The sequence below is a fragment of the Methanolobus mangrovi genome, from assembly GCF_031312535.1.
In the GTDB taxonomy this organism is placed as follows: Archaea; Halobacteriota; Methanosarcinia; order Methanosarcinales; family Methanosarcinaceae; genus Methanolobus; species Methanolobus mangrovi.
The window spans coordinates 2296504-2319670 of the sequence record NZ_CP133594.1 but is presented as its reverse complement, the minus strand read 5'-3'; the positions used below and the strand labels follow the sequence as shown (position 1 = coordinate 2319670).

The window sequence follows — 23167 nt, the reverse complement described above, 5'->3', positions numbered from 1 at the left end:
GAACAAAGAACAACGGATACCCAACACAATTATAAATATTCGTGCTGTTAGAGGCAACATAAAATTAGAAGGTTCATGATGGACAATTCTGAAAAACTAAAAAATATTGTACCTTTGTTAGCTCTTTTGACGGCCTTTCCGGCTTTTTCCACAGATATGATACTACCTGCCATCCCATCACTTGCTCTGATGTGGAACGAGTCAATTGCAGTGATCAATTTGATCCTCATTTGTTTTTTCATCACTTATGGATTCTTCCTGCTTTTCTACGGTCCGATCTCAGATAGATACGGCCGCCGAAAACCATTGATAATCGGCATCTCACTGTACATATTTGCAAGTGTATTATGCGCCATGGCAAACAGTGCAGCCACATTGATAGCATTCCGTATACTACAAGCTGCGGGAGCTGCTGCCAGTGCAGCCCTTTCCATGGCTATGACAAAAGATATCTTTTCAGGAGCCGAAAGACAGAGGATACTTGCCTATATAGCCATAATCATGGCACTGGCTCCTATGTTTGCTCCAATCGTAGGAGGATGGCTATTAACATATTTTTCATGGCACTGGATATTCGTTGCCCAGGGAATAATGGGGGCTATAGGCCTTCTGGGTGTACTCAGAACACCGGAAACATTGAAAGAAGCTTCACAAACCCCACTTTCAAAGGTTATGCATTCCTATGGCAATCTGTTACTTAACAGAAATTATGTAATCATGGTTCTGGTGATGTCTGTAAGCCTTTTACCGTTATACAGTTTCATTGCCGGCTCTTCAGCCCTTTACATCAACGGATTCGGACTGAGCGAGCAAAATTTCAGTTACTTCTTTGCCTTCAATGCTCTGGCCCTGATGGCAGGGTCAATGTCATGCCTGAAACTTACAGACAGAATGAACCCCAGGCATCTGATAACCACCGGTTTTGCAGGGATAGTAATAGGAGCAGTACTTATTCTGGTCATTGGTCAGCGCGGACCCTGGAGCTTTGCAATCCCCATGGCACTAATAACGTATTCTATAGGCATCAGCAGACCTCCGAGTAACCACCTTGTACTTGAACAGGTACACAAAGATGCAGGCTCTGCTTCATCTTTATTGATATTCACATACTTCACACTTGGAGCTATGGGAATGTGGCTGGTATCTCAGGAATGGATGGAACGTATGCAGATTCTGGGAAGCATCACTTTGATCTGTGGTGCTCTGACCCTGGTTGCCTGGATGATATTACAAAAGAAAGGCATCGCTGCAGGGCAATAGAATAAAAATAAATATCAAAATAATTGATGGGCGTAGGGTGCACCCTCACGCTCATCTGCCCTCTTCCAGAAGCCTGGTTTTTAGCTGACTGAGCCTGTTGAGTGCTTCAAGCGGTGTCATTGAATTCAAATCCATATCCTTCAACTCCCCTATTACCGGATGGGGAGCAGTTTCACCATAGGACGCATCCTGATCGAACAATATAACCTGAGTGTATTTGGCACTGCTGCGCTGCTTCTTCTTGCCTTTGCGGTCATCCTCACTGATCATACATTCATTCTCGATATCCTCAAGGATCTCTTTAGCACGCGTGGTGACAGCATGAGGAACACCAGCTATTCTCGCAACATGGATACCATAACTTCGGTCCGTTGCACCCGGAACGATCTTACGCAGGAATACAAGGTCGTCACCATCTTCCTTTACAGCAATATGGTAATTCCTTACACGTTTAAGGTTGCCTGCGATGTCAGTGAGCTGATGGTAGTGCGTGGCAAAAAGTGACCTCACACCCACACGGCCCTTGTTGTGAATATATTCCACCACAGCCTTTGCGATACTGTAACCGTCATACGTGCTCGTACCCCTGCCGATCTCATCCAACAGCACCAGGCTTTTCGGGGTTGCATTGTTCAGGATGTTTGCAAGTTCCACCATCTCGACCATAAAAGTACTCTGGCCGCTTGCAAGGTCATCGAAAGCACCAACTCTTGTGAACACCCTGTCCACAATGCCGATGGAAGCGTGAGAAGCAGGCACGAAGGAACCGGCCTGCGCCATTATGACTATCATGGCGATCTGCCTCATATAAGTGGATTTACCGGCCATGTTCGGCCCGGTTATAAGCTGGAACTGGTTCTCACTGCAATCCATTTCCGTATCATTGGGAACAAATCCTCCGGGAACTGTGTTCTCCACCACAGGGTGTCTGCCATCCCTGATAAGAAGTCTGCAATCAGGAGTAATCGCAGGCCTTACGTAATTATTATTAGCAGCCACTTCAGCAAGGTTTGCCATTACATCCAGCATGCCAATGAAGCCAGCGGTTTCCTGTAATTGTTTTGAGTATGATGCAACGGTTGAATTGACATCGCAGAGCAACTCATATTCAAGAGCTGTCATTTTCTCATCAGCGGAAAGGATGGCACTCTCACGCTCCTTGAGTTCAGGAGTGTAGAAACGCTCGGCGTTGGTCATTGTCTGCTTCCTGATATAATCATCAGGGACCTGGGGGATGTTAGCCTTTGTTACCTCAAGATAATATCCGAAAACCTTGTTGTAACCGACCTTCATGGACTTGATACCAGTCCTTTCCCTTTCCTTCTGCTGGAACTTGGCAATCCATTGCTTGCCGTTCTTTGACAGGTCGAACAGTTCATCTAACTGCTCGTTATATCCGTCTTTTATCATTCCCCCATCCCTCACACTGAGGGGCGGTTCTTCCACAATGGCACTGTCGATCAGTTTAGCAAGATCGTTCAGTTCTCCGAAAGAAGAAAGTTGTGACATGATGCTCTCCAGCAGATCCACATCTTTGCATTCCCGGAGAGATTCAAGTAAAAGCGGAACAGCTTCAAGTGACTTTTTCAACGCTACAAGGTCCCTTGCATTTGAATTGCCATACATTACCCTCCCAACAAGCCGCTCCATATCCTTTACATATGAAAGGTGGGCACGAATATCAAACCGAACCAGCGTGTTATCATGGAGCCATGCAACTGCATCCAGACGATCATTGATAGCATCTGCCGAGACCAGCGGTTTCAGGAGCCATTTCTGGAGTTGCCTTCTCCCCATTGGGGTCTTTGTCTCATCAAGAACCCCGATTAGAGAGGAATCGTTGCCTTCACCCCTTACATTCCTGACGATCTCAAGGTTTCTCAAAGTGATAGCGTCCAGCACCATGAACTCGGAATCAAAATATGTATTCAGGGACTGCACCTGTGATAGTTCCCTCATTTGGGTATCCATTGCATAACGCAATGCTGCTCCTGCAGAAGACACTGCACATTGGAGTTCGCTGCAACCCATACCTTCCAGAGTTGATACTTTGAAGTGTTCACTGAGTACTTTTTCGGCCCTCTCGAAGTCAAAAGCATCCCCATCAAACTCGTGAATGATGATCTTCAGTTCCTTCAGGCGTTCTGTGAGATCAGAATCCACAAGCAAGGAACGTGGCATGATGCATTCCGATGGTCCCATACGTGCGGCTTCGCTTGCAATTCTGTTATATGGAGCTATATCTGTGAACTGTGTGGTAAGGAATTCACCGGTAGAAATATCCAGAAAAGAGATTCCGTATTCATCCTTTTCCCCATACAACGCCATGAGATAATTATTTGAGGAATCTGTGAACATGGAAGAATCCATTGCAGTACCCGGTGTGACTACACGTACAACTCCCCTTTTCACTATACCCTTAGCTTTCTTCGGGTCCTCAAGCTGCTCACAGATGGCAACCTTGTAGCCCTTTTTGATAAGCCGGGGAAGATAAGTGTCAATGGCATGATAAGGAATGCCTGCCAATGGCATTTTATCCCCATCCTTGTCCTTCCCGCGAGTGGTCAGGGTTATCTCAAGCTCCTTTGCGATGGTCTTCGCATCCTCTCCAAAGGATTCATAGAAATCTCCCATACGGAAGAAAATGAGGGCGTCCTTATGCTCCTCCTTGGCAGCATAGAACTGCTGCATTGCAGGGGTTACTTTATTCATGATAATTCACACAAAATTGGTGCTGCAAATTATCTGGTTGTTAGTATTTTTGTGTTTGCATTGGAAGAAATCATGAAAACTAATCTCTTAGTATCTTCAGCATCGTATTCCCGCCTTTCTGGAATTCATAATTAACCTTCTCCTCGTAAACAGAGATTCCCTGTGACAGCAGGTAGCCAATCACCTCATCAAGATGTATCGATTTCCTTGAATTCAGGTCGAGCAACGGGAATATCCTTACTTCTCCTGCGACTCTCAACAACTCATCTATCGCAAGAAGGTGAAAATCAAGAGAAAGCTGCTCTGAATATAAGAATAATAGATGTGACACAAGTGCCAGGTCAAATGAATTATCTTCAAATGGCAGTTCCGGCAGTTCTCCAGCAATATAGCGACCCTGCTTTTTACCTTCCTCGAAGTCCTCAAGAAATAGCTTCATAGAATCCATGCGGATTCTTCCAAGTTCTTCGACCGAGGAGATATTTTCCCAGACAAATTTATCCTGATTCTCCCGGGTCTGCTCCAGAACCTCAATATAGGTTTCATCAATTCTCTTTTCAATGAAATCCCTGTCCAGATTATAGATCGGATCGACGGAAACCACCGATCTGCCCTGCCGTGTCATCTCATAGTTAAAACTTGCAGGACCATCACCACATCCAAGGACAGAGCTGTTCAGGTCTTTGTCGCTGAGTTTGAACATGTCAACATATTCCTGAAACGAGCGACCCCATGGGACTATGTTCTGGTACTGGATGGTCATAGCAGGTTCATTATTTTTGAAAAAGATAAAGGTGTTGTAATTACAGGATAAATAGCCATAAAAACTGTAATTCAGCTTGTTCTTTGCATCAGAGCATAGCCCATACCCATAGTATAGATTGGCATAACCAGATACCTCATGCCAATATCTGTGAAGTACTGGACAACTGTCATCTGGAAGAATCCACCGGATACCATAACAAGGTCCAGTGCAAGATTCACGACCAACCAGATAACTCCAAGAGTTATACCTTCGTTAACGTAGCCCGTTTCAACGTCCCTGAAATACCTGACAGCAAGAACAACACCCACAAGAGCGCCGGTAACTACCATGATGGATTTGAAAAATGTCTCATCTATAGTGAAATTGCCCTGCCTGTCCACAAAGGCAAAGGATAGGATAAAAGGCACCAGCCACACGATCAGTCCGAAAAGGACCATCCTCATATATTTGTTCATTTGAAACCACCCCAGAGTCAATGAGCAGTATTTGGCTTTGAATTCAATATACATTTGATATTTAATCGCATATAAAATCAAATGAAAAGAAGAGGATATACCCCTCCTTTCATTCAGACCACGGTCACATCCATGCCTTTCGCCTCAGCCACAACCTCCGGGTTGTAGTATGAGTAAGCCTTACTCTCCGATACGATAGCTTTCACAGGGAACAGTGCCCTTACCTGCATACTGAGGTTCAGTTCCTCACCAGGCTGCATGTCATCGATGTAGAGGATAACTTTTCTGCCTGCTATCTCGTAGCGGGTTATCAGGGCTTCCTCCTTGAGAAGTTCAAGGCTTGAAGATACCGGACTGAAACCTGTCGGAACTGCGAGGTCCACTATCATCATTCCACTGGAAGTAATACTGCCACCGATGCCACGGATTCCATTGTATTTTACACGGGCATTCACAGTAACAATATCATTCACAGCAACATCCGTGGAATCATAGTCCACGTCAAGCTCTATCTCGTCCTGTTCAATGACTTCAGGCAGGATGACATTGAAGCGCCTGACAAACTGGTAGTTCAGGTCTCCTGTGCCCTCCATTTCAAGTTTGAGTTCTGATGTGCCACCCGAAATTTCAATTATCTGCACCACATCGAAGTTCTGCTGATTTATATCCACTGACCTTATCTCAATGCCGTCAGCGATCACATGTACTGTGGCATCGATATCCCTGCCTGCGGATGCCGCTGCGCTCACCAGTGCCCTGAAGGCCATGACAGTATCCTGGGTACTGGAGAAACCACCGTTGGAATTACGCTGTGCAGATATCCATTTCAGTGATGAGATGGCTGTGGGGTTCCGGGCTTCTATCATAGCAAGTGTCGCATAGGCGGTGGTTTCCACGTTCTTGCTTGAAGGAGCTATAAAACCATATCCACCGTACTCGTATGGCATTGGCACATTTCCGTCGCCATAGCCCCAGTAAGTGCCGTCCTCATCCTGCTTTGAAATTGCCAGCAGGTCGTTCAGAGCTTCATCGGCAAAGGGACTGTTGAGTTTCTGAAGGACCAGAGTACCGATTGCCAGTGCGTACGGATCATCCTGGCTGGCAAGGTTGTCCTCAAGGTATTTCTGCGCATTTGCCATGACAACAGGGTTTGCAGCACCATATTCATCCAGTGCAAGGGTCACATATGCAGTCAGTGCATAGGTGCCGCTCACACCACCCATCATGTCCTGGTGTATCACAAAGCCGACCTGCTCCCATGAACCATCTTCCTGCTGATGGGATTCAATCCAGTCTGCAGACTCGGAAAGAATGTTCTCATCGATGGTTGTCACATCCCTTGCACCACTGAACTGGGACAGCACGAAAGATGTCAGCCAGAGACTGCCACTCTCATCGCTCTCACCGAATGCTGAAAAAGAACCATCATTGTGACGGTAGGTCAGTTCACGCTGGTAGCCCGTGATTATGTACATCTCAGCCTTCGCCCTCACTTCCGGATTATCCTGCCCTGTTGCCTTCAGATAGCGCAATACCTCAACATCAGTTGAGAAGAGCATCATGTTCTGCTCACCGCATCCGTAAGGCATACCCAGCAGGTCATCCATTCCGCTTATGCTCTGTGCAACTATACTTGGAGTAAAGCTCACAAGCACTTTTTCGGAATCCTGTACTATATCCGCAGGAAGTGTTGTATCGAGTTCCACAGAACCATTGCTGAGAACTCCGTTATCAACAAGCTCACGGGTTGCACCTTCTGCATCCACGATCATATCCTTCCTGACCGCATCCGCCCTCTTAGTTGTCTGGCCTGTTATCTCTACGATGTGCTTACCAACTTCTGTAGGGCTTATTGTAAAGCTGGCATACCCTACACCATTGGCATCCACAGTGACTGTCTGCACATCATCACCTATGATATCGAACCAGTCTGCACCTGAAAGTGTGAGTTTAACGTCCTGCTCAGTATCAAGATAATTGTAGACCTGCACCTGTACAGGGAATTCCTCACCCCTTGTTACAGAGTATGGCAGGTCCGGGTCAACGAAGAAGTCCTGGAACACCATCAGGCTGGATTCGGAAATACCAATCCCTTCAGGACCTGATGAGACTGCATGCAGCCTCCATGTGGTTATACTGTCCGGTGCGGTCAGGTCAAGGCTTGCAAGACCTGCATTGTCAGTGAGTAGTTCAGGCATCCAAACCCACGTCTCCGGGAAGAACTGGCGTACACGCTGAACCTCTGCAAGTTCTCCGCCCGCTCCTTCAGTGGCTTTTTCTTCTTCAGCAATTTCCTCCACAGGCATTTCAGCCATAGGCATTGCTTCTTTAACCATTCCATCATCCATTGCCTCGTCAACATCTGCGAAAAAACCTGCAAAATTATTCACTTCAAATTCAGGTTCCTGATATCCGGAACGAGGAACTTCAAGACCGGGAGATGACATAACAACCATACCAGCATTTTTCAGCGCGTCATACGCTCCTTCCGCATACCAGGAAGGATGAGACTCTGCCATTGGCTCCATGAAACGCTTTTCCAGTTCATTGAACACCTGTTTGAGATTGAGCCTGCCCTCGCTAAGAGCATAGACTGACTCATCTACGATGGAGAAACCTATCATAGACCTGCTTCCGACATCGAAATCAACTGTTACATTATCCCCTGGCTCAACAGTTTCACTGTCAAATGAACTACCCAGATCAACCTGTGTGGAGAATTCCACATCGAATGGAAGCACATCTACGGACAACTCACTGTTGGGGTTTATCATGTAAGCCACAACCTTTGCCTGCGGGCTCATCTGTGGTATCACAGGTATGTTGATATCCGGTTCATCACTGGTAGCCGAATATACTGTCCTGCCGTTTGCAAATACATCATAGAACACCGTTCCCGGATTTGTAGAATAAACGCGGAAAGATATTGTGTCACCAACTTCCGGAACACCTTGACTTGTCTGGGTGATGTGTATGAAACTGGCACTTGGTGAATAGGCTGCATTCAGTGATTCACTAGCCATTGCATCATCAGCATACGCATCAATGAAAATGCGACTAGTATTGTTTGGAATATCATATTCCAGCATCGCAATACCGCCTTCTGTAGATACTGTTTCCTCGTTCTCAGTGATATCGTATGAATCATCCCTTACACGGGTTTCAACTGTCACTTCAGCATCCACCGGATTGCCTCCCGGATCTTTTGTAACCAGAAGTACCTGCAATGGCATTCCAGGTTTTATGGTACTTGATTCAGGTATAAGCTGGATAACAAGGGGAGATTCGGATATTGTAAGCAGCTTGTTGCTGGTCTCGCTGTGATTACCTGTATCTTTAACCGTCACGTTAAGCATGAGACTCGCCTGTCCTCCTGCACCATATGTCCCTGCAGCATACTTTACAGCAGGAAGTTCGAACTCAACAGTTCCGTCTTCAAGTGTTCCAGAAAAGCTTGCGTACTGCTCCCATTCACCCACATAGCGTGAAGCTTCGACAAGCACTTCCCCTTCAACATCCTTGCCAAAGAAGTAGTTCGCAGAAACCGTACCTGTTATCTCATCGGATACAAGGAACCATTCCTGTGGAGTTTCAAGTGAGACATCGAACTTTGGAAGCACGTATTTGTCCACCTGAATGTCCACATTGGAACTTGAATCGCCTGCTGTTGCGATTATCTTCCACGTACCAAGGTTCAGCTCGGATGCAAGGGGCAGGTCAAATGAAGCAACACCATATTCGTTGGAAGTCAGTTCTTCCTTGAAGACCTTGATACCTTTAGCATCTGTAATCTCTATGGTTATGTCCTCTTCCACAGGAATAAGATTGTTGTTCAGGGAGAGAATCCTGCCGTGTATTGTCTGTCCCGGTTTGTAAATTGGCTTGTCGGTCTCAATGAAAAGAGGATTGTTATTCACCACTTCCACGGTTGCCTTGAACTCGGCATCAAATCCTGAAGGCTTTGCAGTGAGTACATAGGTCCCTTCTTCAACATCAGGAACTTCAAAGGAAGCCACCACATTTCCAGACTCTGAAGTAGATGCCTGGATAAGAGTTATCTCATTATTGTCCTTGTCGGTTAGTGTATATTCCACACATCGGATCACCGGCTGGTTATCAGAGAAAGCCGCCATTGTCACCGAACTTTCCCCGCCTGAGAAGAGCATTTTTGGTGCAAGTATCAGGAACTCATCACCCGATGAAGCTATCTGGCCACTGCACGGACCTGCTATATTGGACGGAAGCCCGGAATTCCCCGTATCACTTCCGATACAACCTGACATCAAAATTGCAAATATCGATACTAGAACAATGAACGAAACTGTCTTTTTTCCTGTGAAGTTCATCTTTACCACTCCGGATTTGTAAATAATTGATTCTTATAACAGATTTAGGAATAGAACTGTATATACTTTGCTTAAACTTCAAAGATGTTCGAAGTTATGAGGTGTGGAGCAGGTTGTTTTTGAAAAATAGAAAAAATAAGGTCGAATAATATCAGATCTTGGAGATATCAATCATTGATCATGCTTGTTAACTCACTGAGATTAATGGGCTTTTCATATAGTCTGATAGCTGATCCATCTTCGGTTATTGTGAATTTACCCTGAAAACCACCAGTCACACTAAAAGGTGAAATATCCCCACGCAGGTAAAGAAGGACTTTCTCACCAGGCTCAAAAGAAGGGTTATCTTCAACCCATATGGAATCATTGCCAACTGTTCCGCCTTCTACCCTTACAGTAAATTCACCTGTGCCTGATGAATTCTTGAGATATTGCTCAACTTGAATTACAATATCAGTATAGATCATGTCATCAATGCCAATGTCCAACTCTTCAACTGGCTTATCCGGCCTTTCACCATCAGGAGTGTTCCATCTTGCTGGAAGTATCTCCTTAACCTTTCCAATCAAAACAACATCTGATCTGGATGTCAGGTCCTCGAAGGTTAATGCTTCCATTTCTCCGGAAATATCCATTGACAGACTTTCAGCTTTGGAATTTGATGTGGATTCTGCATCTAAATTATCGTCGTCTGTCTCCGTTACATCAATAGAAGAATCAATAAGTTCTCCAATTTCTGTTATATTGATAAGATCATTATTCACTTCATAGTAAGTTCCATCAATATACATCAGATCAGATCGAACAATGCTTACTATGGATATTTTAGTAGAATCACTATAGAAGACCATATCATAGTGACTGCCACCTACCATGTACTCTAGATCCGCTTCTTCCAGAATGTACTTGTCAAGATATTCAATTAGTCCTTCTATAGCATCTTTGTCATCAACATTAAAGGACTCACCACTCAAACCCTTCCAAACATAAACTTTGGTGATAGTATGATCATCGATATCATTCACCGTTGTTACTGTTGTGTTTTCACTTTCTTTCGATATACAACCAGAGATTATTGCTGTACTGCACAAAAGAATGCATAATACCAGACTGCAAGTAATTCTATTCATCCAACTCTTTACACAATTATGACTGTAATGAATATAAATTATTGTGAATGAATGATGAATAAATAGTAACTGATGTGATTGATTATTAAAACATAAAGGAAAAAGAGATGGTTGAAAATATCACTCCCCAACCAGCTTCTTCGTGATCTCCGCAACGTGCCTGCCCTGAAACCTGGCAATCCCAAGCTCGTTATCACTCGGTTGTCGTGTATTAGCACCGCCACCAGCAATCGTTGAAGCACCGTATGGACTGCCACCTGTAATCTCAGAAAGAGTTGACTGCCTGGTTTCCGAATATGGAACTCCGACTATAATCATACCGTGATGCAGCAGGGTTGCGTGGAAACTCAGTATTGTTGATTCCTGACCGCCGTGCTGGGTGCTGCTGGATGTGAAAACACTGCCCACTTTACCGATGAGAGCACCTTTCACCCAGATGCCACCTGTCCTGTCAAGAAATGCGCGCATCTGTGCAGTCATCATGCCGAACCTTGTTGGCGTTCCGAAAATAATGGCATCTGCCTCGGTGAGATTCTCAATGGTTGCAACAGGGATGTGCTCAAAACTCTTTTTGGATTCTGTAGCCCCCATCTTTTCCAGTATGTCAGGTGTGAAAGTTTCCGAAACCTGAAAAAGGCCAACATCAGCACCTTCTACCTCCATGGCACCTTTTGCAACGGCTTCAGCCATTTTGTAGTTGTGACCGTACAGACTGTAAAAAATAACATTTATTTTCATATTCCCACCTGTTTGAATGACCATGGTTGATGGCATTGGCAGCATAGGATATGGTGATATGACATGATAAATAATTTTCCCAGTGGTTCCTGATAAAGCATTACTTTAAGTAATAAATGTGCGATATATATAACATAATAATAACTATATCTAATGTAATGTTAGAACAAGATAATAAGGTAATTATATGGGAAAACTGGAAAAATATATCAAGATCAGTTACACACTGGCTTTGGCATTCATCATGGCAGGAATCGTACTGGTTGCAATGTTCAATGACTACCAACAAATTGGTATCAGCCTGATAAACATAGGAGCTATCATCCTCTTTGTCACATTCATCAGAGCAAAAAGATACCGCAGTGGTCCTGTAAAGGATGAAAGAACAATAAAGATAGGAGCTTATGGGCTTTCTTACTCATGGCTGATAACATTCATCCTGATATCCCTCTTATTCTGGGTAGAGGAATTCGAACTGGCACAAATAAGTGTAAAGCAAGTATTGGCAATACTTATGATTACAATGATAATTACCGCAAAAGGTATTCAATGGTACCTCTTCAGAAAAGGGGATGTTGAATAAACCGGAAACCACAGGGATGATTCAATGAAGACGAGGATCAAGGAACTCAGGGCCAGATACGACCTGACCCAGGAAGACCTTGCAAACAAAGTAGGTGTCAGGCGGGAAACTATCGGTTTTCTGGAAAAAGGGAAATACAATCCCTCACTAAAACTTGCATATAAAGTAGCAAAGACCCTGGAAACAACTATAGATGAACTGTTCATCTTTGAGGAATCAGACCTCGAATAATAAATGGAGATAATTATGGAAACAAAAACAAAGGTATGGCTTGCAGAGGATGGAAAACCCATCATCGGTGCAGGTAAAGTAAAACTGCTCAAAGCCATAGACGAGGAAAGATCACTTCGAAAAGCCTGCGAAAAAATGGACATATCCTACAAACATGCCTGGAACGTGCTGAACAAGATAAGTGAAAGGCTTGGGAAAGATGTTGTTACCACTGTTAGAGGCGGGAAGAGCCAGGGAACCTTCCTCACTGATGAAGGACGAAAGCTTATCAGTGAATATGAAATGAGCAGGAAATTCATCAATGATACCATGGAAGACGAAGGTTCGTGGGAGAACATAGGACTTGCCATATCTGCACGTAATAAAATCCCTGCAACAGTTATTGGTGTGGAATCAGAAGGGCTTGTATCAAAAATCAGGCTGGAGATCGACCCCTCGGCGCTTACATCCATTATCACTTCAGAAGCAGTTGAGAGACTCAACATTAAAGAAGGAGATAAGGTATTTGCAATAATCAAGTCTACTGAAGTCCTTATTGGGAAAGAGATGAATAAGGATTAAACTCCTTTTATTTTAAATATCTGCCATTCAAAAATCGTATATACTTTCAGGCACTATATAACCTTAATAAACTATGGGGATTAGTTTACATGCGTTCAGTGTGGGGATATTATGTCGAATAATGATGATTTTTCCTGGAAGAACGGCAAAATCACAACCGGAAACACCCTTGGAAAAATAGTCAGCATACCTCTTCAGGAAGATTCGGATATAGAAATACCTGAAGAGACCAAGGCAGGAATTGAGGATAATACAGACATTATCATTGATGAATTCAAAGAAAAGATGGCAGAAGTTCTTTCCAGGGAACTTCATAAGAAGTAAAAGAAGCTATCTTTTTTTAAAATTCTGTTTGTATATGCCATAAACTATGAAGGGTATCAGGATTAGTGCGAACGTTGTCTTTATTCCGGGAGTCAATACATCGCTTGCACTACCGACAATAGAACTGGCCTCAATACCCAGTCTGAAATAGATGGCATCGAGAAACAGGCCGAATGCCAGCGAACACAATGCGATCATTCCAAGATACAGAGTGGCACTTCTTTTTCCGAGGAATTTTGCGACCATTGTAATAGTTGCTGCATTTGTAGCAGGCCCGGCAAGCAGGAACACAAAAGCTGTTCCCGGACTCATCCCCTTAGAAACAAGGGCAGCTGCAAGTGGTGTTGATGCTGTTGCACATATATAGAGCGGTATACCTATGACCAGCATAATTAGCATTGAAAAAATGCCACCTCCAAGATAAACATCCACCAACTCATCAGGCACCATATAGGATATGACTCCAGCAATCAGTATACCTGCTATTAACCATGTGGAAATGTCCCCGAGAAGCTCAACGAAAGAATACCTGAAAGCTTCCTGCAACTTCCGAAGAGGTGAAGCATCTTCAACTGAAAATGAACTATTGTTACAGGAACAGGATGAGTCACTGCATGCTGCCATAGGCTGCATCATGAGAATGTTCTTCTTTTGAGAGGTTGCTTCCTTTTTTTCACCCATTATATTTTCTGCGATCCCTGTAAGTAATGCAGTTACCATACTGGCAAGAGGACGGAATACAGTCATAATAGGGTCCAGCAATGCATATGTGATGGCTATGGAATCTACTCCTGTTTCCGGAGTAGATATAAGGAAAGAGAGAGTTGCACCTTTTGTAGCCCCTCTGTTCTTCAATGAAAGGGCAGTCGGAACCACACCGCATGAACACAGTGGCAACGGGATTCCAAGCAATGATGCATTCAGGGCTGACCTGAACTTTCCTGCAGACTTGCCCAGATGCTTCAGAATTTTTTCATCCGGGACCATTACGTGCAAAATACCCGCAACTGCAAATCCCAGTATGAGATAAGGTGCCGCCTCTTCAAACAAATCCCATGATTCGGCCAGAACACCTGAGATGATTGATAATAGAGTGTTTAAGAATGTCATTATTTTGTTTCCTCCACATGTTCCCTGCACATAGACATGAATAGTTCAACATGCCCGTCAGCCAGATAGTATACCGCAAACCTGCCTTCTTTTTTCATCCTCACAATATCAAGTTGCCTGAGATGTTTCAGGCTATGGGAGATCGAAGACTGGGTCATTCCAAGTGCATCCTCTATCTCTTTCACGCACATTTCTCCTTGTAGTAGGAGAAAGAGTATTTTCAGGCGTGTGGTACACTGGAGAGCATTAAAAATCTGGCACATGGAAGAAATTGATTCTTCTGAGGGCAAGTTTCTGACTTTTTCATTGATGGAGCTATCATCCGCACAAATATGATCCATAGTTCTTACAAACATATGAACATATGTTCATATATTAATATATCCCCTCGATCATAACACAATACAAAAAACAAACAGGATCCCGTATAAAAACAAACTCAGATAATCGCTGCCCTTAAGCTCCATTACATGCATGGATGTACGCCCCATACCCACATAACAACGACTTTCCATCGCAAGAGCCACTTCTTCCACTGCACGTACAGAAATACTGATAAGAGGGACAGAAAAGGATAATATGGCTTTTACAGGCTCTTTTTTAATATCCAGTCCACGGGAAAGCTGGGCATCCCTGAGGGTTCTGAAATTATCATACAACATCGGTACAAAATAGATAGAAAGGGACATCATCATTGCGAGGTCATGAGAAGTTATCCCGATATATTTTAGTGGCAGAGGGCGAAGAAGCCTTTCAATCCCTGCTGTTATTTTTGAAGGAGATGTGGTCGCTGTGAGCAATGCTGCAAAGAGTAACAGAAAAATGAAACGCAGAGTGAGAATAGTACCAAGTATCAGGCCTTCATAGCTGGCAGTTATCCATTTGAATTGAAAAATTGACGCTCCTTCTGTTAAAAATAATTGCATCAGGAAGAGTAGCACAAAAAAGAGAATCATTGGCCTTACTGATCGGGCAAAGTGCATCAATGGCAGTTTACATGCTATCACAAGAACCGTAAAAACAAGAGTGATCAATGCCATCCCTTCAAAGGATGAAGTCTCAAGAATGCATATGCTTGCAAGCATAAGACCAAGGATCTTTGTCCTCGGATCGAGCCTGTGAAGCAGGGATTCACCGGGGATAAATGACAAAAATAGATAATCCATACCGCTAATCCCCCATTTCTGCCAATGAATTGGTTATTTCCAAAAAAGCATCATCAACAGAGTAAATATCATCACGCACATTGAAACCTGCTGCCCGGAGTTCTTTCATAAGACATGTTATCTCCGGCAGTGAAGTTGGTGCTGACCTTAAGTATTCTTTTGGAGTACCGATGAAATCGATGCTCCCTTTTTTAAGAATTATCACTTTTTCTGCGAAGGGAAGAAGCTCAACTATTTGATGCGAAACCACAATTATGGAAATTCCCGAACTATGAAGCTTGCCCAATATTGATAGAAGGGAAGAACGATTATCCGGGTCAAGCCCTGATGTCGGTTCATCCAGAACAAGATAGTCAGGTTCCATGGATAAAACTCCTGCCAAAGCCACAAGTCTCATCTGACCGCCGCTAAGGCTAAATGGTGATAGACCAGAGACGTTCTCTGAAAGACCCACTAAATTCAAGGCATCCTTTACCTTCTTGTCCAGTTCCTCGCCCTTTGATCCGAAGTTAGAAGGACCAAAGGAAACATCTTCATAAACGGTTTTTCCGAAAAGTTGCTTTTGAGGATATTGCATCAGCAGACCCACTTTTGATCTCACTTTCCGGTCCCGGGTGTTAATTCCGCTTACTGTTACAGAACCGGAGTGAGGTCTGAGAAGACCATTGAAATGCCTGAGCAGAGTGGATTTACCGGAACCGACCTCACCCCCTATGAGAACAAATTCACCTTTGTTTATTGAGAAACTTACGTTGTCCAGTGCAAGTTTTTGAAGAGATGTTCCCCTGTTATAGCAGAAACTCACTTTTTTCACATCAATTGACATAAAACCTCCCGGAGTTCTTCCTTAGACAACGGAAGGAGAGACGGGTCGATGATATTTTCGTCTGCAAGCCTTCTGGCCAGTTCAATTACCGGAGGGAGGGCAAAGCCAAAGCTTACAGGATTTTCCTTACTTAATATGGTACGCGGGTTTCCGTCATGAATTATGCGACCTTTGTCCATCACAACAAGACGATCTGCATAAGCAAGTTCTTCCAGGCGATGGGTTACATATACAACAGTAGTTCCGTTTTTATGTAATTTCTTAATTAGGTCAAGGATGTCCTTCCCGGAACTGGCATCCAGCATAGAAGTGACTTCGTCAAATAGTATGATCTCAGGGCCCATGGCAAGAACAGATGCCAATGCCACCTTTTGTTTCTGTCCACCACTTAATGTACGAGGAGTATGATTCCTGTGTTCCAGCATACCTACATCCTGGAGGGATCGGTTCACAAAGAACTGTATCTCTTCAGGAGACAGACCCAGGTTCTCAGGGCCGAATGCAACATCCTCTTCCACAGTCATTCCGATGAACTGTGAACCCGGGTCCTGAAAGACCATACCTGCAGTATGACGAATTTTAAGGAGGGATGATGGATCAGATGTATCCATTCCCTTTACGGTAACAGAACCTTCACAGGGCAGGAGGAGGCCATTCATATGACGCAAAATTGTTGATTTACCACAACCATTCTTTCCGACTATGGCTATGAATTCACCTTTACGGATATTCAGATCAACTGAATCCAGTGCCAGTGTGCCATCAGGATAACGGAAGCTCAGGTTGTTTATGCAAATCATGTAACCACATTTCAAATAGAATATCTTGATGCGATTATTGCAGCGACAAGTAATTTAAGGATAGCTCCCGGAATATAGGAAAGAAGACCTATAGCTACAGCTTCAGGAAGTGTCAGACTTGCAACGTTCATGAGTTGTAAAATACCGAAAAGGTAGATAACAAAAAGACCTGCCAGCATGAACAGTGCATTGAAATGGACCTTTTCCCTGCCATATCGGTCGCATAATACCCCGATTATCAGTGCAGCAAACATGAAACCTACCAGATAACCACCGGTTGGTCCGAAAAGCACACCCAGACCTGAACTACCACCTGAAAATACAGGAAGACCTGCAATTCCCAGAAACAGGTAGACTATCACACTTATCGTTCCCCATCTGGCACCAAGCATTGCTCCTGCCATCAATACAAAAAGAACCTGTAACGTAATCGGTACAGGACTTATGGGAACAGGGATTTTAATATAAGCCCCTACTGCCATCATGGCAGCAAACAGGGATGCAAAGACCATTTTTCTGATGTTGCTATTATGAGAGTACACTTTGTCATTCATAGATTCACCAAACACAAAATATAGAACATATATCCTATCATCGAATATCGGTTACTTATATATTATTGTTAACCGTATATTCATTGTGTGGTTTACAAAATATATAATCCTTATGCAAGAATACAACAAATAGCAGAAATTACAGAAATAAAAGATAATGATGTGCAGGAAGATCCTGCACAGAAAAGAAAACTTACATATCCATATCAGGCTGTGGCATACCTGGTGGCATTGCGCCGCCTCTGCCGCTTGCTGCTACAACATCATCGATCCTGAGGATCATGACTGTTGCTTCGGTAGCTGCATTGATTGCCTGGGTCTTTATTCTGAGTGGTTCGAGGACATCGTTCTCATACATGTCTATGACCTTTCCGGTATAGACATCGAGACCCATGTTCTTGTTACCCTGCTCGTGCTGTGAACGAAGCTCGACAAGCTTGTCTATTGGGTCAAGACCTGCATTTTCTGCGAGGGTCTGAGGAATGATTTCGAATGCTTCTGCAAACTTAGCGACTGCGAGCTGCTCTCTGCCCTTAAGTGTTGATGCATATTCCCTGAGCCTGAGCGCAAGCTCGATCTCCGGGGAACCGCCACCAGCAACAATGCTGCGGTCTTCCAGTGCTACACCAATGACACAAAGTGCATCGTTCAGTGCGCGCTTAAGACTGTCAACTATGTGTGTTGTACCACCGTGGAGAATGACTGATGCAGTCTTTTCTTCCTTACATCCGAGGAAGAATGTCATCTTTGAACCATGGAGGTTCTTTTCTTCTACAGACTCAGCTGAACCAAGGTCCTCTGGCCTGATGTCAGTTACATCCTGGAAAAGTGTTGCACCTGTTGCCTTTGCAAGCTTCTGAAGGTCGCTCTTTGTGATCCTTCTGCAGGCATAGATACCAGCTTTCTCAAGATAGTACTGTGCAAGATCATCAATGCCCTTCTGGCAGAAGACTACGTTTGCGCCACTTGCAACGATCTTGTCTACCATTTCCTTGACCATTTTCTCTTCCTGTTCAACGAAGAGCTGCATCTGGTCAGGTGAGGTGATCTTTATCTCTGCAGTTTTCTCGATCTTCTGGAACTCAATTGCAAAGCTTGCAAGGAGAATCTTTGCGTTCTCGATCTTCTTTGGCATGTTAGGTCTGACCCTTTCCTTATCAATTACAAGACCTGTGATAAGTTCGGTGTCAAGGATACTACCGCCTTCACGTTTCTCGATAGTGATATCGCCTACATCGACTGTGATGCCTTCATCAGTTTCTTCTGCAACTGAAAGTACTGCATCAAGAGCGATCTCAGCAAGGAAGTCCTTGTATTCTCCGGCAGCCTTTCCTGTGAGGGAGGTCTTTGCCAGTTTCTTCAGGGTTTCCCTGTCGTCCTTGGAAACTTCGATAGTGATGGTCTTCAATATCTCAATAGCCTTCTTTGCGGCATGTCTGTAACCAGTTGCAATGATTGTTGGGTGAACTCCCTTTGCAATAAGCTCCTCTGCCATTGTGAGAAGTTCTCCTGTAAGTACAGCTGCTGTTGTTGTACCATCGCCAACCTCATCATCCTGTGCCTTTGAAACTTCAACCACCATCTTTGCAGCTGGGTGTTCGATGTCCATTTCCCTGAGGATAGTGGCACCATCGTTAGTGATGACGATATCTCCAAGTCCATCAACAAGCATCTTGTCCATACCTTTTGGACCAAGGGTGGTCCTTACTGCGCGTGCAACTGCTTTGCCTGCAAGTATGTTAATGCTCTGGGCATCTCTTGCACGGCCACTGTTCCCTAAAGCGTATGTAGGCTGTCCTGCCAATTTTTAACCTCCTAATAATAATAAATTCTATAATAGAGTAATATTAGTCATAATTGAGTACTCTTACTCGTACTGCTCAATCTAAATGCAGGCGGTTCTATATAAAGATAACTAGTGAAAAACAGATGGTTTTCAGAAGAATGCAGGCCACATATATCTAAATAAGAGATATAATCTATATTATATAACAGTGGGTTCCTTTCAAAATCAAAATAAAAAGCCTTAATAGCAGGCATTATCACCTGCCATATAATTTATCCAGATGACCAAGTATTATACTATATACAAATGTTTTGTACATTTTCTTATCAGGAATATCAAAAATGGCCATGCCACCGGCATTCCACGCAACATTCGAGATAATTTCCTTCTGCTCCATTTCATCAATTACCTGCTTGAGGGTGGAAAGATCATCTACTGTTTGCCTCCAGTCCCCTGCATGAACTTCCGAAGAGCTAGTCCCACCTGCGAGTTCCAACTGCTGCAGAGCAAATGTATATACCTGAAACAATTGAATATCATCCTTTGTTAACCCGATCAAACCGGTTTTTGCATCCTGCCGCAAGACTTTCAAAACGAGAGGGATGTCAGATGACCTGAAAGTGTTCTTGCCTATTTTTTCAGTATATATGTTGATTTCCTGCATTTTCACACCCGGGACAATAAACCCTAATTAAAAATGTTCTTTTATGCAAATAAACATTGCTCAAGGTTCAGATAAAAAAAGCCAAAAGCCAAGGAAAATAGATAGCCAACGCTTTACATGCAAGCAGGCTTAAATGTTAGCAAGCTCCAGTTTACAGGCCTAGTATGAGATGAGTGTCTGGATGCAGGCACTTTTAACGAAATTGATCATATTGCATCTGAGTTCGAATTCCTGTTCTGAAAGGTCATCTGTATCCAGATATCGGGAGAACATTTCCCTGAACTCATCAAATTTCTGTTCATCTTGTTCCTTCATGGTTCCCTCAAAGTTACAAACGGTCATATACATAATAACTATCTTTTTTATTATATAAAAATATGATGTTATGGATTTACCTGTAAAATCACCAAGCACCAGCAAAATAGAAAACAAAATTTATCTTTCATCAAAAATGATCCCCTAAGGATTATATGGTAAATTTACACAGGACTTCATTAAAAACTTGTTCAAATTTACTGATCGTATTATGGATATAAATATGGATGATGTTGCATGACGTGGTTTTCAAGTATCAGCTTTCATTTAGAACCCAGGGAATCAATGAGACATTATTGTTGAGATCACACACGATGTTGAAGATAAACAATATTTATATACTCAAATGATAAGTTATTGTCATGGAGGAGAAAAGGTATCCAAAAGGCCATTTTATAGCAATTGGCATGGTCATAGGCATCCCCCTTGGTATTCCGATAGGTCTTTTGTTAGGTATGATTGCCATCGGCCCGGCAATTGGTGTAGCCATCGGAGTGGGAATTGGAACGTACCTGGAGAAAAAGCATAACCCTCATCCTTTGCCAATGACAGTTGAAGAGGAAAAGCAAAGAAAGAAGATCCTTCTGGCACTCGGAGGAATTTTCCTGCTGGGAATCCTCGCATTCATTGCCTTGTTGATCATGGTCGGCAATGTCTAAATCCAGCTTATATTTTAATGGCAGAGGACTGCCATCATGTTGCTTGCAGTCGCAAGAAGACCAATACATGATACGGAATATCTTGTGATGTTCCAGTAATAGCGGTCTGCATTCCTGTAGACATGATATAACAGGAATATGAAACCCAATTTTAGAGGTATCAGGAAACTGTACCCATATATTTTGAAGAGATGGAACAGAATAGGATTTCCTTCATAGAACACACCCGTCCCCAATGCATAGAATGTGGTTATGGTATCACCTATTATGTACAAAATCAATACAGGTATGATATCCCTTACAAATGACATATGAACTCACTCTCGTCCTGAGGTTGATGTGTTTCGATGTCTGTACCAGCAAACGATACCCACAGCTATCGGACAACCATTTTTGTCTGAATATACCGGATAGTCCCCACTATCGGCAAACCCCACTAATAATCTATATCGTCAGAAGTGTTAAACTTTTCCACATATTTTTATAATGTTGCTTGTAATAAAACACGAGATATAATTAAAGCCGTATGGATTTAGAGGTTACAAATCAATCCATGAATCCATCCTGATCACGAACCCTAAGCCACCAAAGGGAAATACCAAATTTAACAAAATGTCATAAAGGTAAGTTCCCTGATCCGGTCAATCAATTCTCTTAACCAATCTTCCTGCAGCTCTTCACCCTCATCAACATTGACACATTTATCCCTTAAATCCACAAGATGCTCTATAATCCCATGCATCTCCAAATCAAAGTCATATGCCTTATTCGATTCGTGAAGTTTCCGGGCCATTGCAAGCAGTGTATCCTCCGGCTCCAATTCGATCTCACAAACTTCACATCGCATCTTCAGGTATCTTTCAAGAGCATTTCCGGCGATGATACATGAATTACGAATGGACCCTTGATCATACAGAGTTTCGGCTTCGTCAAGTTCAGAATATATCTTGTCTGCTGCGACCAAACTTATGTGGGTGTTTCTTGCTGAAGCTATCCGAGGTCCTATTGAGTGAAGAATCCGGACATGAGCATCAAAACAAGCGATAAATTCTTTTCTCAGATGTTTTTTCTCATTGGAATTGCTGGCAGGGTCTTTCAGATCAATGAGCTTCAATGTAGTTTCGTGCAACCCTGCAAGATCATCATATTTAGAACTCCTGCTCATGCCTGTATATTTCTGAACAAGGTTCCGGCAGCTTTCATACCAATTCCCATACCTTTCCAAAAGAGCATGTTGCAGAATCTCGTTCTTGGAATTGATCACGCATATCCTGTACTCGACGTTCTGTAACCCCGTAGAACCGTCATCGATACGCTTGATCCTTTTTTGAGTGGTACCTTCCAGCAACTCCATATACATCTTTTCGATAACTTCTGCTTCTTTGATGTATGTGTCAATGTCTGGAGTACCCATAGTAGTAGAATGGAAAAAATCGTATTTAAATAAGGCGAATCAAGCAGAGGCATTTTGGTACAAGGATTCAGGAACAAACTTTATGAATTAATATAGAACATAATAGTTAATGGGGAGATTAAAATGTATACTGTCTACATTACAACACTGAATGGTTCATACATAAACGTTGATAAAATAATTCAATTATATGTTACTGAATATGAGGGTGAAGAATACATAATGGCTATGACCTCTTATGAAACAGCCAATCCTATTTTAGAATATAAAAGCAACAAGGATGAAGTAATTTCAGGCGTGATTTCTATAATAGCCGGTGCTAAAATTCAGTCTGAAACCATTGGAGATGCTGTTATAATAGATTTAGCAGACCAACTGTGATAAAATTATATCTGAAAATGTCTCCTGCAACCATCTAAAATTTTAAGATAGACTTCAGGAACCACGCAATAGATATACCATGCTTTTTTCTCGCAACAGTAGAATTTTATAGCAAAAGCAATAGAGATTAGAAATTAAACTTGTAACAAAAAATATAGCAAAAATAAGAAGTTACGTCCCGACCGAGGATCGAACTCGGATCTAAGGCTCCGCAGGCCTCAAGGATATCCATTACCCTACCGGGACAACAAGGTTCATGCTCTAATGTCTTTCTCGCATATAAAGATTATTGGTTGGGGTGTGACAATTCATGCCAGTTCTAGCTTCCCTCCCCATTGACAGATATGTGCACAATCAATAAAAGTTAAATGCTGCAAGACTGATTA

24 protein-coding genes and 1 tRNA gene are annotated in these 23167 nt (G+C 43.1%); 7 read left to right on the top strand and 18 right to left on the bottom strand.

Annotation, left to right across the window (positions count from 1 at the left end; translation table 11 throughout):
- Positions 1-75 precede the first annotated feature (75 nt).
- A complete protein-coding gene (locus RE476_RS11205; RefSeq protein WP_309307720.1) occupies positions 76-1260 on the top strand; it encodes a multidrug effflux MFS transporter in 1185 nt (394 codons plus the stop codon).
- A 51-nt stretch (positions 1261-1311) separates the two neighbouring features.
- On the opposite strand, the gene mutS is transcribed toward RE476_RS11205, so the two are convergent.
- From mutS to wrbA, 6 genes are all read right to left on the bottom strand, one after another.
- Positions 1312-3975: a DNA mismatch repair protein MutS gene (gene mutS, locus RE476_RS11200; RefSeq protein ID WP_309309609.1), complete on the bottom strand. Its 2664-nt coding sequence runs from the start codon at positions 3973-3975 to the stop codon at positions 1312-1314.
- Between the two features lie 76 nt (positions 3976-4051).
- Positions 4052-4735: a class I SAM-dependent methyltransferase gene (locus RE476_RS11195; protein ID WP_309307719.1), complete on the bottom strand. Its 684-nt coding sequence runs from the start codon at positions 4733-4735 to the stop codon at positions 4052-4054.
- A gap of 71 nt (positions 4736-4806) precedes the next feature.
- Positions 4807-5193 carry a hypothetical protein gene (locus RE476_RS11190; RefSeq protein WP_309307718.1) on the bottom strand — a complete coding sequence of 129 codons (387 nt, stop codon included), beginning with the start codon at positions 5191-5193 and terminating at the stop codon, positions 4807-4809.
- 113 nt (positions 5194-5306) lie between these two features.
- Positions 5307-9539, bottom strand: coding sequence for an alpha-2-macroglobulin family protein (locus RE476_RS11185; protein ID WP_309307717.1), 4233 nt, complete (start codon positions 9537-9539; stop codon positions 5307-5309).
- Positions 9540-9706: 167 nt separating this feature from the next.
- Complete coding sequence (locus tag RE476_RS11180; protein WP_309307716.1) at positions 9707-10630, bottom strand: hypothetical protein; 924 nt, start codon at positions 10628-10630, stop codon at positions 9707-9709.
- Positions 10631-10789: 159 nt separating this feature from the next.
- Complete coding sequence (gene wrbA / locus RE476_RS11175) at positions 10790-11407, bottom strand: NAD(P)H:quinone oxidoreductase type IV (protein WP_309307715.1); 618 nt, start codon at positions 11405-11407, stop codon at positions 10790-10792.
- Positions 11408-11594: 187 nt separating this feature from the next.
- Here wrbA and RE476_RS11170 point away from each other — a divergent pair, with 187 nt between their 5' ends.
- The 4 genes from RE476_RS11170 (at position 11595) to RE476_RS11155 (ending at position 13106) form a co-directional block, all read left to right on the top strand.
- Positions 11595-11990, top strand: a complete 396-nt coding sequence (locus RE476_RS11170; protein ID WP_309307714.1) for a hypothetical protein — start codon at positions 11595-11597, stop codon at positions 11988-11990.
- Positions 11991-12014: 24 nt separating this feature from the next.
- The gene (locus tag RE476_RS11165; protein ID WP_309307713.1) at positions 12015-12221 is read left to right on the top strand and encodes a helix-turn-helix transcriptional regulator; all 207 of its coding nucleotides are present in this window, start codon (positions 12015-12017) and stop codon (positions 12219-12221) included.
- 15 nt (positions 12222-12236) lie between these two features.
- Positions 12237-12782, top strand: coding sequence for a TOBE domain-containing protein (locus RE476_RS11160; protein WP_309307712.1), 546 nt, complete (start codon positions 12237-12239; stop codon positions 12780-12782).
- 111 nt (positions 12783-12893) lie between these two features.
- A complete protein-coding gene (locus RE476_RS11155; RefSeq protein WP_309307711.1) occupies positions 12894-13106 on the top strand; it encodes a hypothetical protein in 213 nt (70 codons plus the stop codon).
- Positions 13107-13112: 6 nt separating this feature from the next.
- Here RE476_RS11155 and RE476_RS11150 read toward each other — a convergent pair whose 3' ends face one another.
- From RE476_RS11150 to RE476_RS11110, 9 genes are all read right to left on the bottom strand, one after another.
- Entirely contained in the window at positions 13113-14216 is a 1104-nt protein-coding gene (locus RE476_RS11150; protein WP_309307710.1) for an SO_0444 family Cu/Zn efflux transporter, read from the bottom strand.
- The gene (locus RE476_RS11145) at positions 14216-14479 is read right to left on the bottom strand and encodes an ArsR/SmtB family transcription factor (protein ID WP_309309608.1); all 264 of its coding nucleotides are present in this window, start codon (positions 14477-14479) and stop codon (positions 14216-14218) included. The genes RE476_RS11150 and RE476_RS11145 overlap by 1 nt, the downstream gene beginning before the upstream one ends.
- A gap of 129 nt (positions 14480-14608) precedes the next feature.
- Positions 14609-15382 carry an energy-coupling factor transporter transmembrane component T family protein gene (locus RE476_RS11140; protein WP_309307709.1) on the bottom strand — a complete coding sequence of 258 codons (774 nt, stop codon included), beginning with the start codon at positions 15380-15382 and terminating at the stop codon, positions 14609-14611.
- Between the two features lie 4 nt (positions 15383-15386).
- Complete coding sequence (locus tag RE476_RS11135; protein ID WP_309307708.1) at positions 15387-16208, bottom strand: ATP-binding cassette domain-containing protein; 822 nt, start codon at positions 16206-16208, stop codon at positions 15387-15389.
- Positions 16193-17008, bottom strand: coding sequence for an ATP-binding cassette domain-containing protein (locus RE476_RS11130; RefSeq protein ID WP_309307707.1), 816 nt, complete (start codon positions 17006-17008; stop codon positions 16193-16195). Before RE476_RS11130 ends, RE476_RS11135 begins: the two co-directional genes overlap by 16 nt.
- Positions 17009-17019: 11 nt before the next feature.
- Positions 17020-17562, bottom strand: a complete 543-nt coding sequence (locus RE476_RS11125; protein ID WP_309307706.1) for a biotin transporter BioY — start codon at positions 17560-17562, stop codon at positions 17020-17022.
- 193 nt (positions 17563-17755) lie between these two features.
- Entirely contained in the window at positions 17756-19366 is a 1611-nt protein-coding gene (gene thsA / locus RE476_RS11120; RefSeq protein ID WP_309307705.1) for a thermosome subunit alpha, read from the bottom strand.
- A 238-nt stretch (positions 19367-19604) separates the two neighbouring features.
- The gene (locus tag RE476_RS11115; RefSeq protein WP_309307704.1) at positions 19605-20012 is read right to left on the bottom strand and encodes a hypothetical protein; all 408 of its coding nucleotides are present in this window, start codon (positions 20010-20012) and stop codon (positions 19605-19607) included.
- 159 nt (positions 20013-20171) lie between these two features.
- The gene (locus tag RE476_RS11110) at positions 20172-20327 is read right to left on the bottom strand and encodes a hypothetical protein (protein ID WP_309307703.1); all 156 of its coding nucleotides are present in this window, start codon (positions 20325-20327) and stop codon (positions 20172-20174) included.
- A gap of 362 nt (positions 20328-20689) precedes the next feature.
- Between RE476_RS11110 and RE476_RS11105 the strand changes: the two genes are divergently transcribed.
- On the top strand, positions 20690-20986 hold the full coding sequence (locus RE476_RS11105; RefSeq protein WP_309307702.1) for a hypothetical protein: 297 nt from the start codon (positions 20690-20692) through the stop codon (positions 20984-20986).
- A gap of 14 nt (positions 20987-21000) precedes the next feature.
- Here RE476_RS11105 and RE476_RS11100 read toward each other — a convergent pair whose 3' ends face one another.
- Both RE476_RS11100 and RE476_RS11095 read right to left on the bottom strand, forming a co-directional pair.
- A complete protein-coding gene (locus tag RE476_RS11100; protein WP_309307701.1) occupies positions 21001-21297 on the bottom strand; it encodes a DUF5658 family protein in 297 nt (98 codons plus the stop codon).
- 293 nt (positions 21298-21590) lie between these two features.
- Positions 21591-22400 carry a hypothetical protein gene (locus RE476_RS11095; protein ID WP_309307700.1) on the bottom strand — a complete coding sequence of 270 codons (810 nt, stop codon included), beginning with the start codon at positions 22398-22400 and terminating at the stop codon, positions 21591-21593.
- A gap of 123 nt (positions 22401-22523) precedes the next feature.
- Here RE476_RS11095 and RE476_RS11090 point away from each other — a divergent pair, with 123 nt between their 5' ends.
- A complete protein-coding gene (locus tag RE476_RS11090) occupies positions 22524-22781 on the top strand; it encodes a hypothetical protein (protein ID WP_309307699.1) in 258 nt (85 codons plus the stop codon).
- Positions 22782-22955: 174 nt separating this feature from the next.
- On the opposite strand, the gene RE476_RS11085 is transcribed toward RE476_RS11090, so the two are convergent.
- Positions 22956-23027, bottom strand: a tRNA-Arg gene (locus tag RE476_RS11085).
- Positions 23028-23167: the final 140 nt, after the last annotated feature.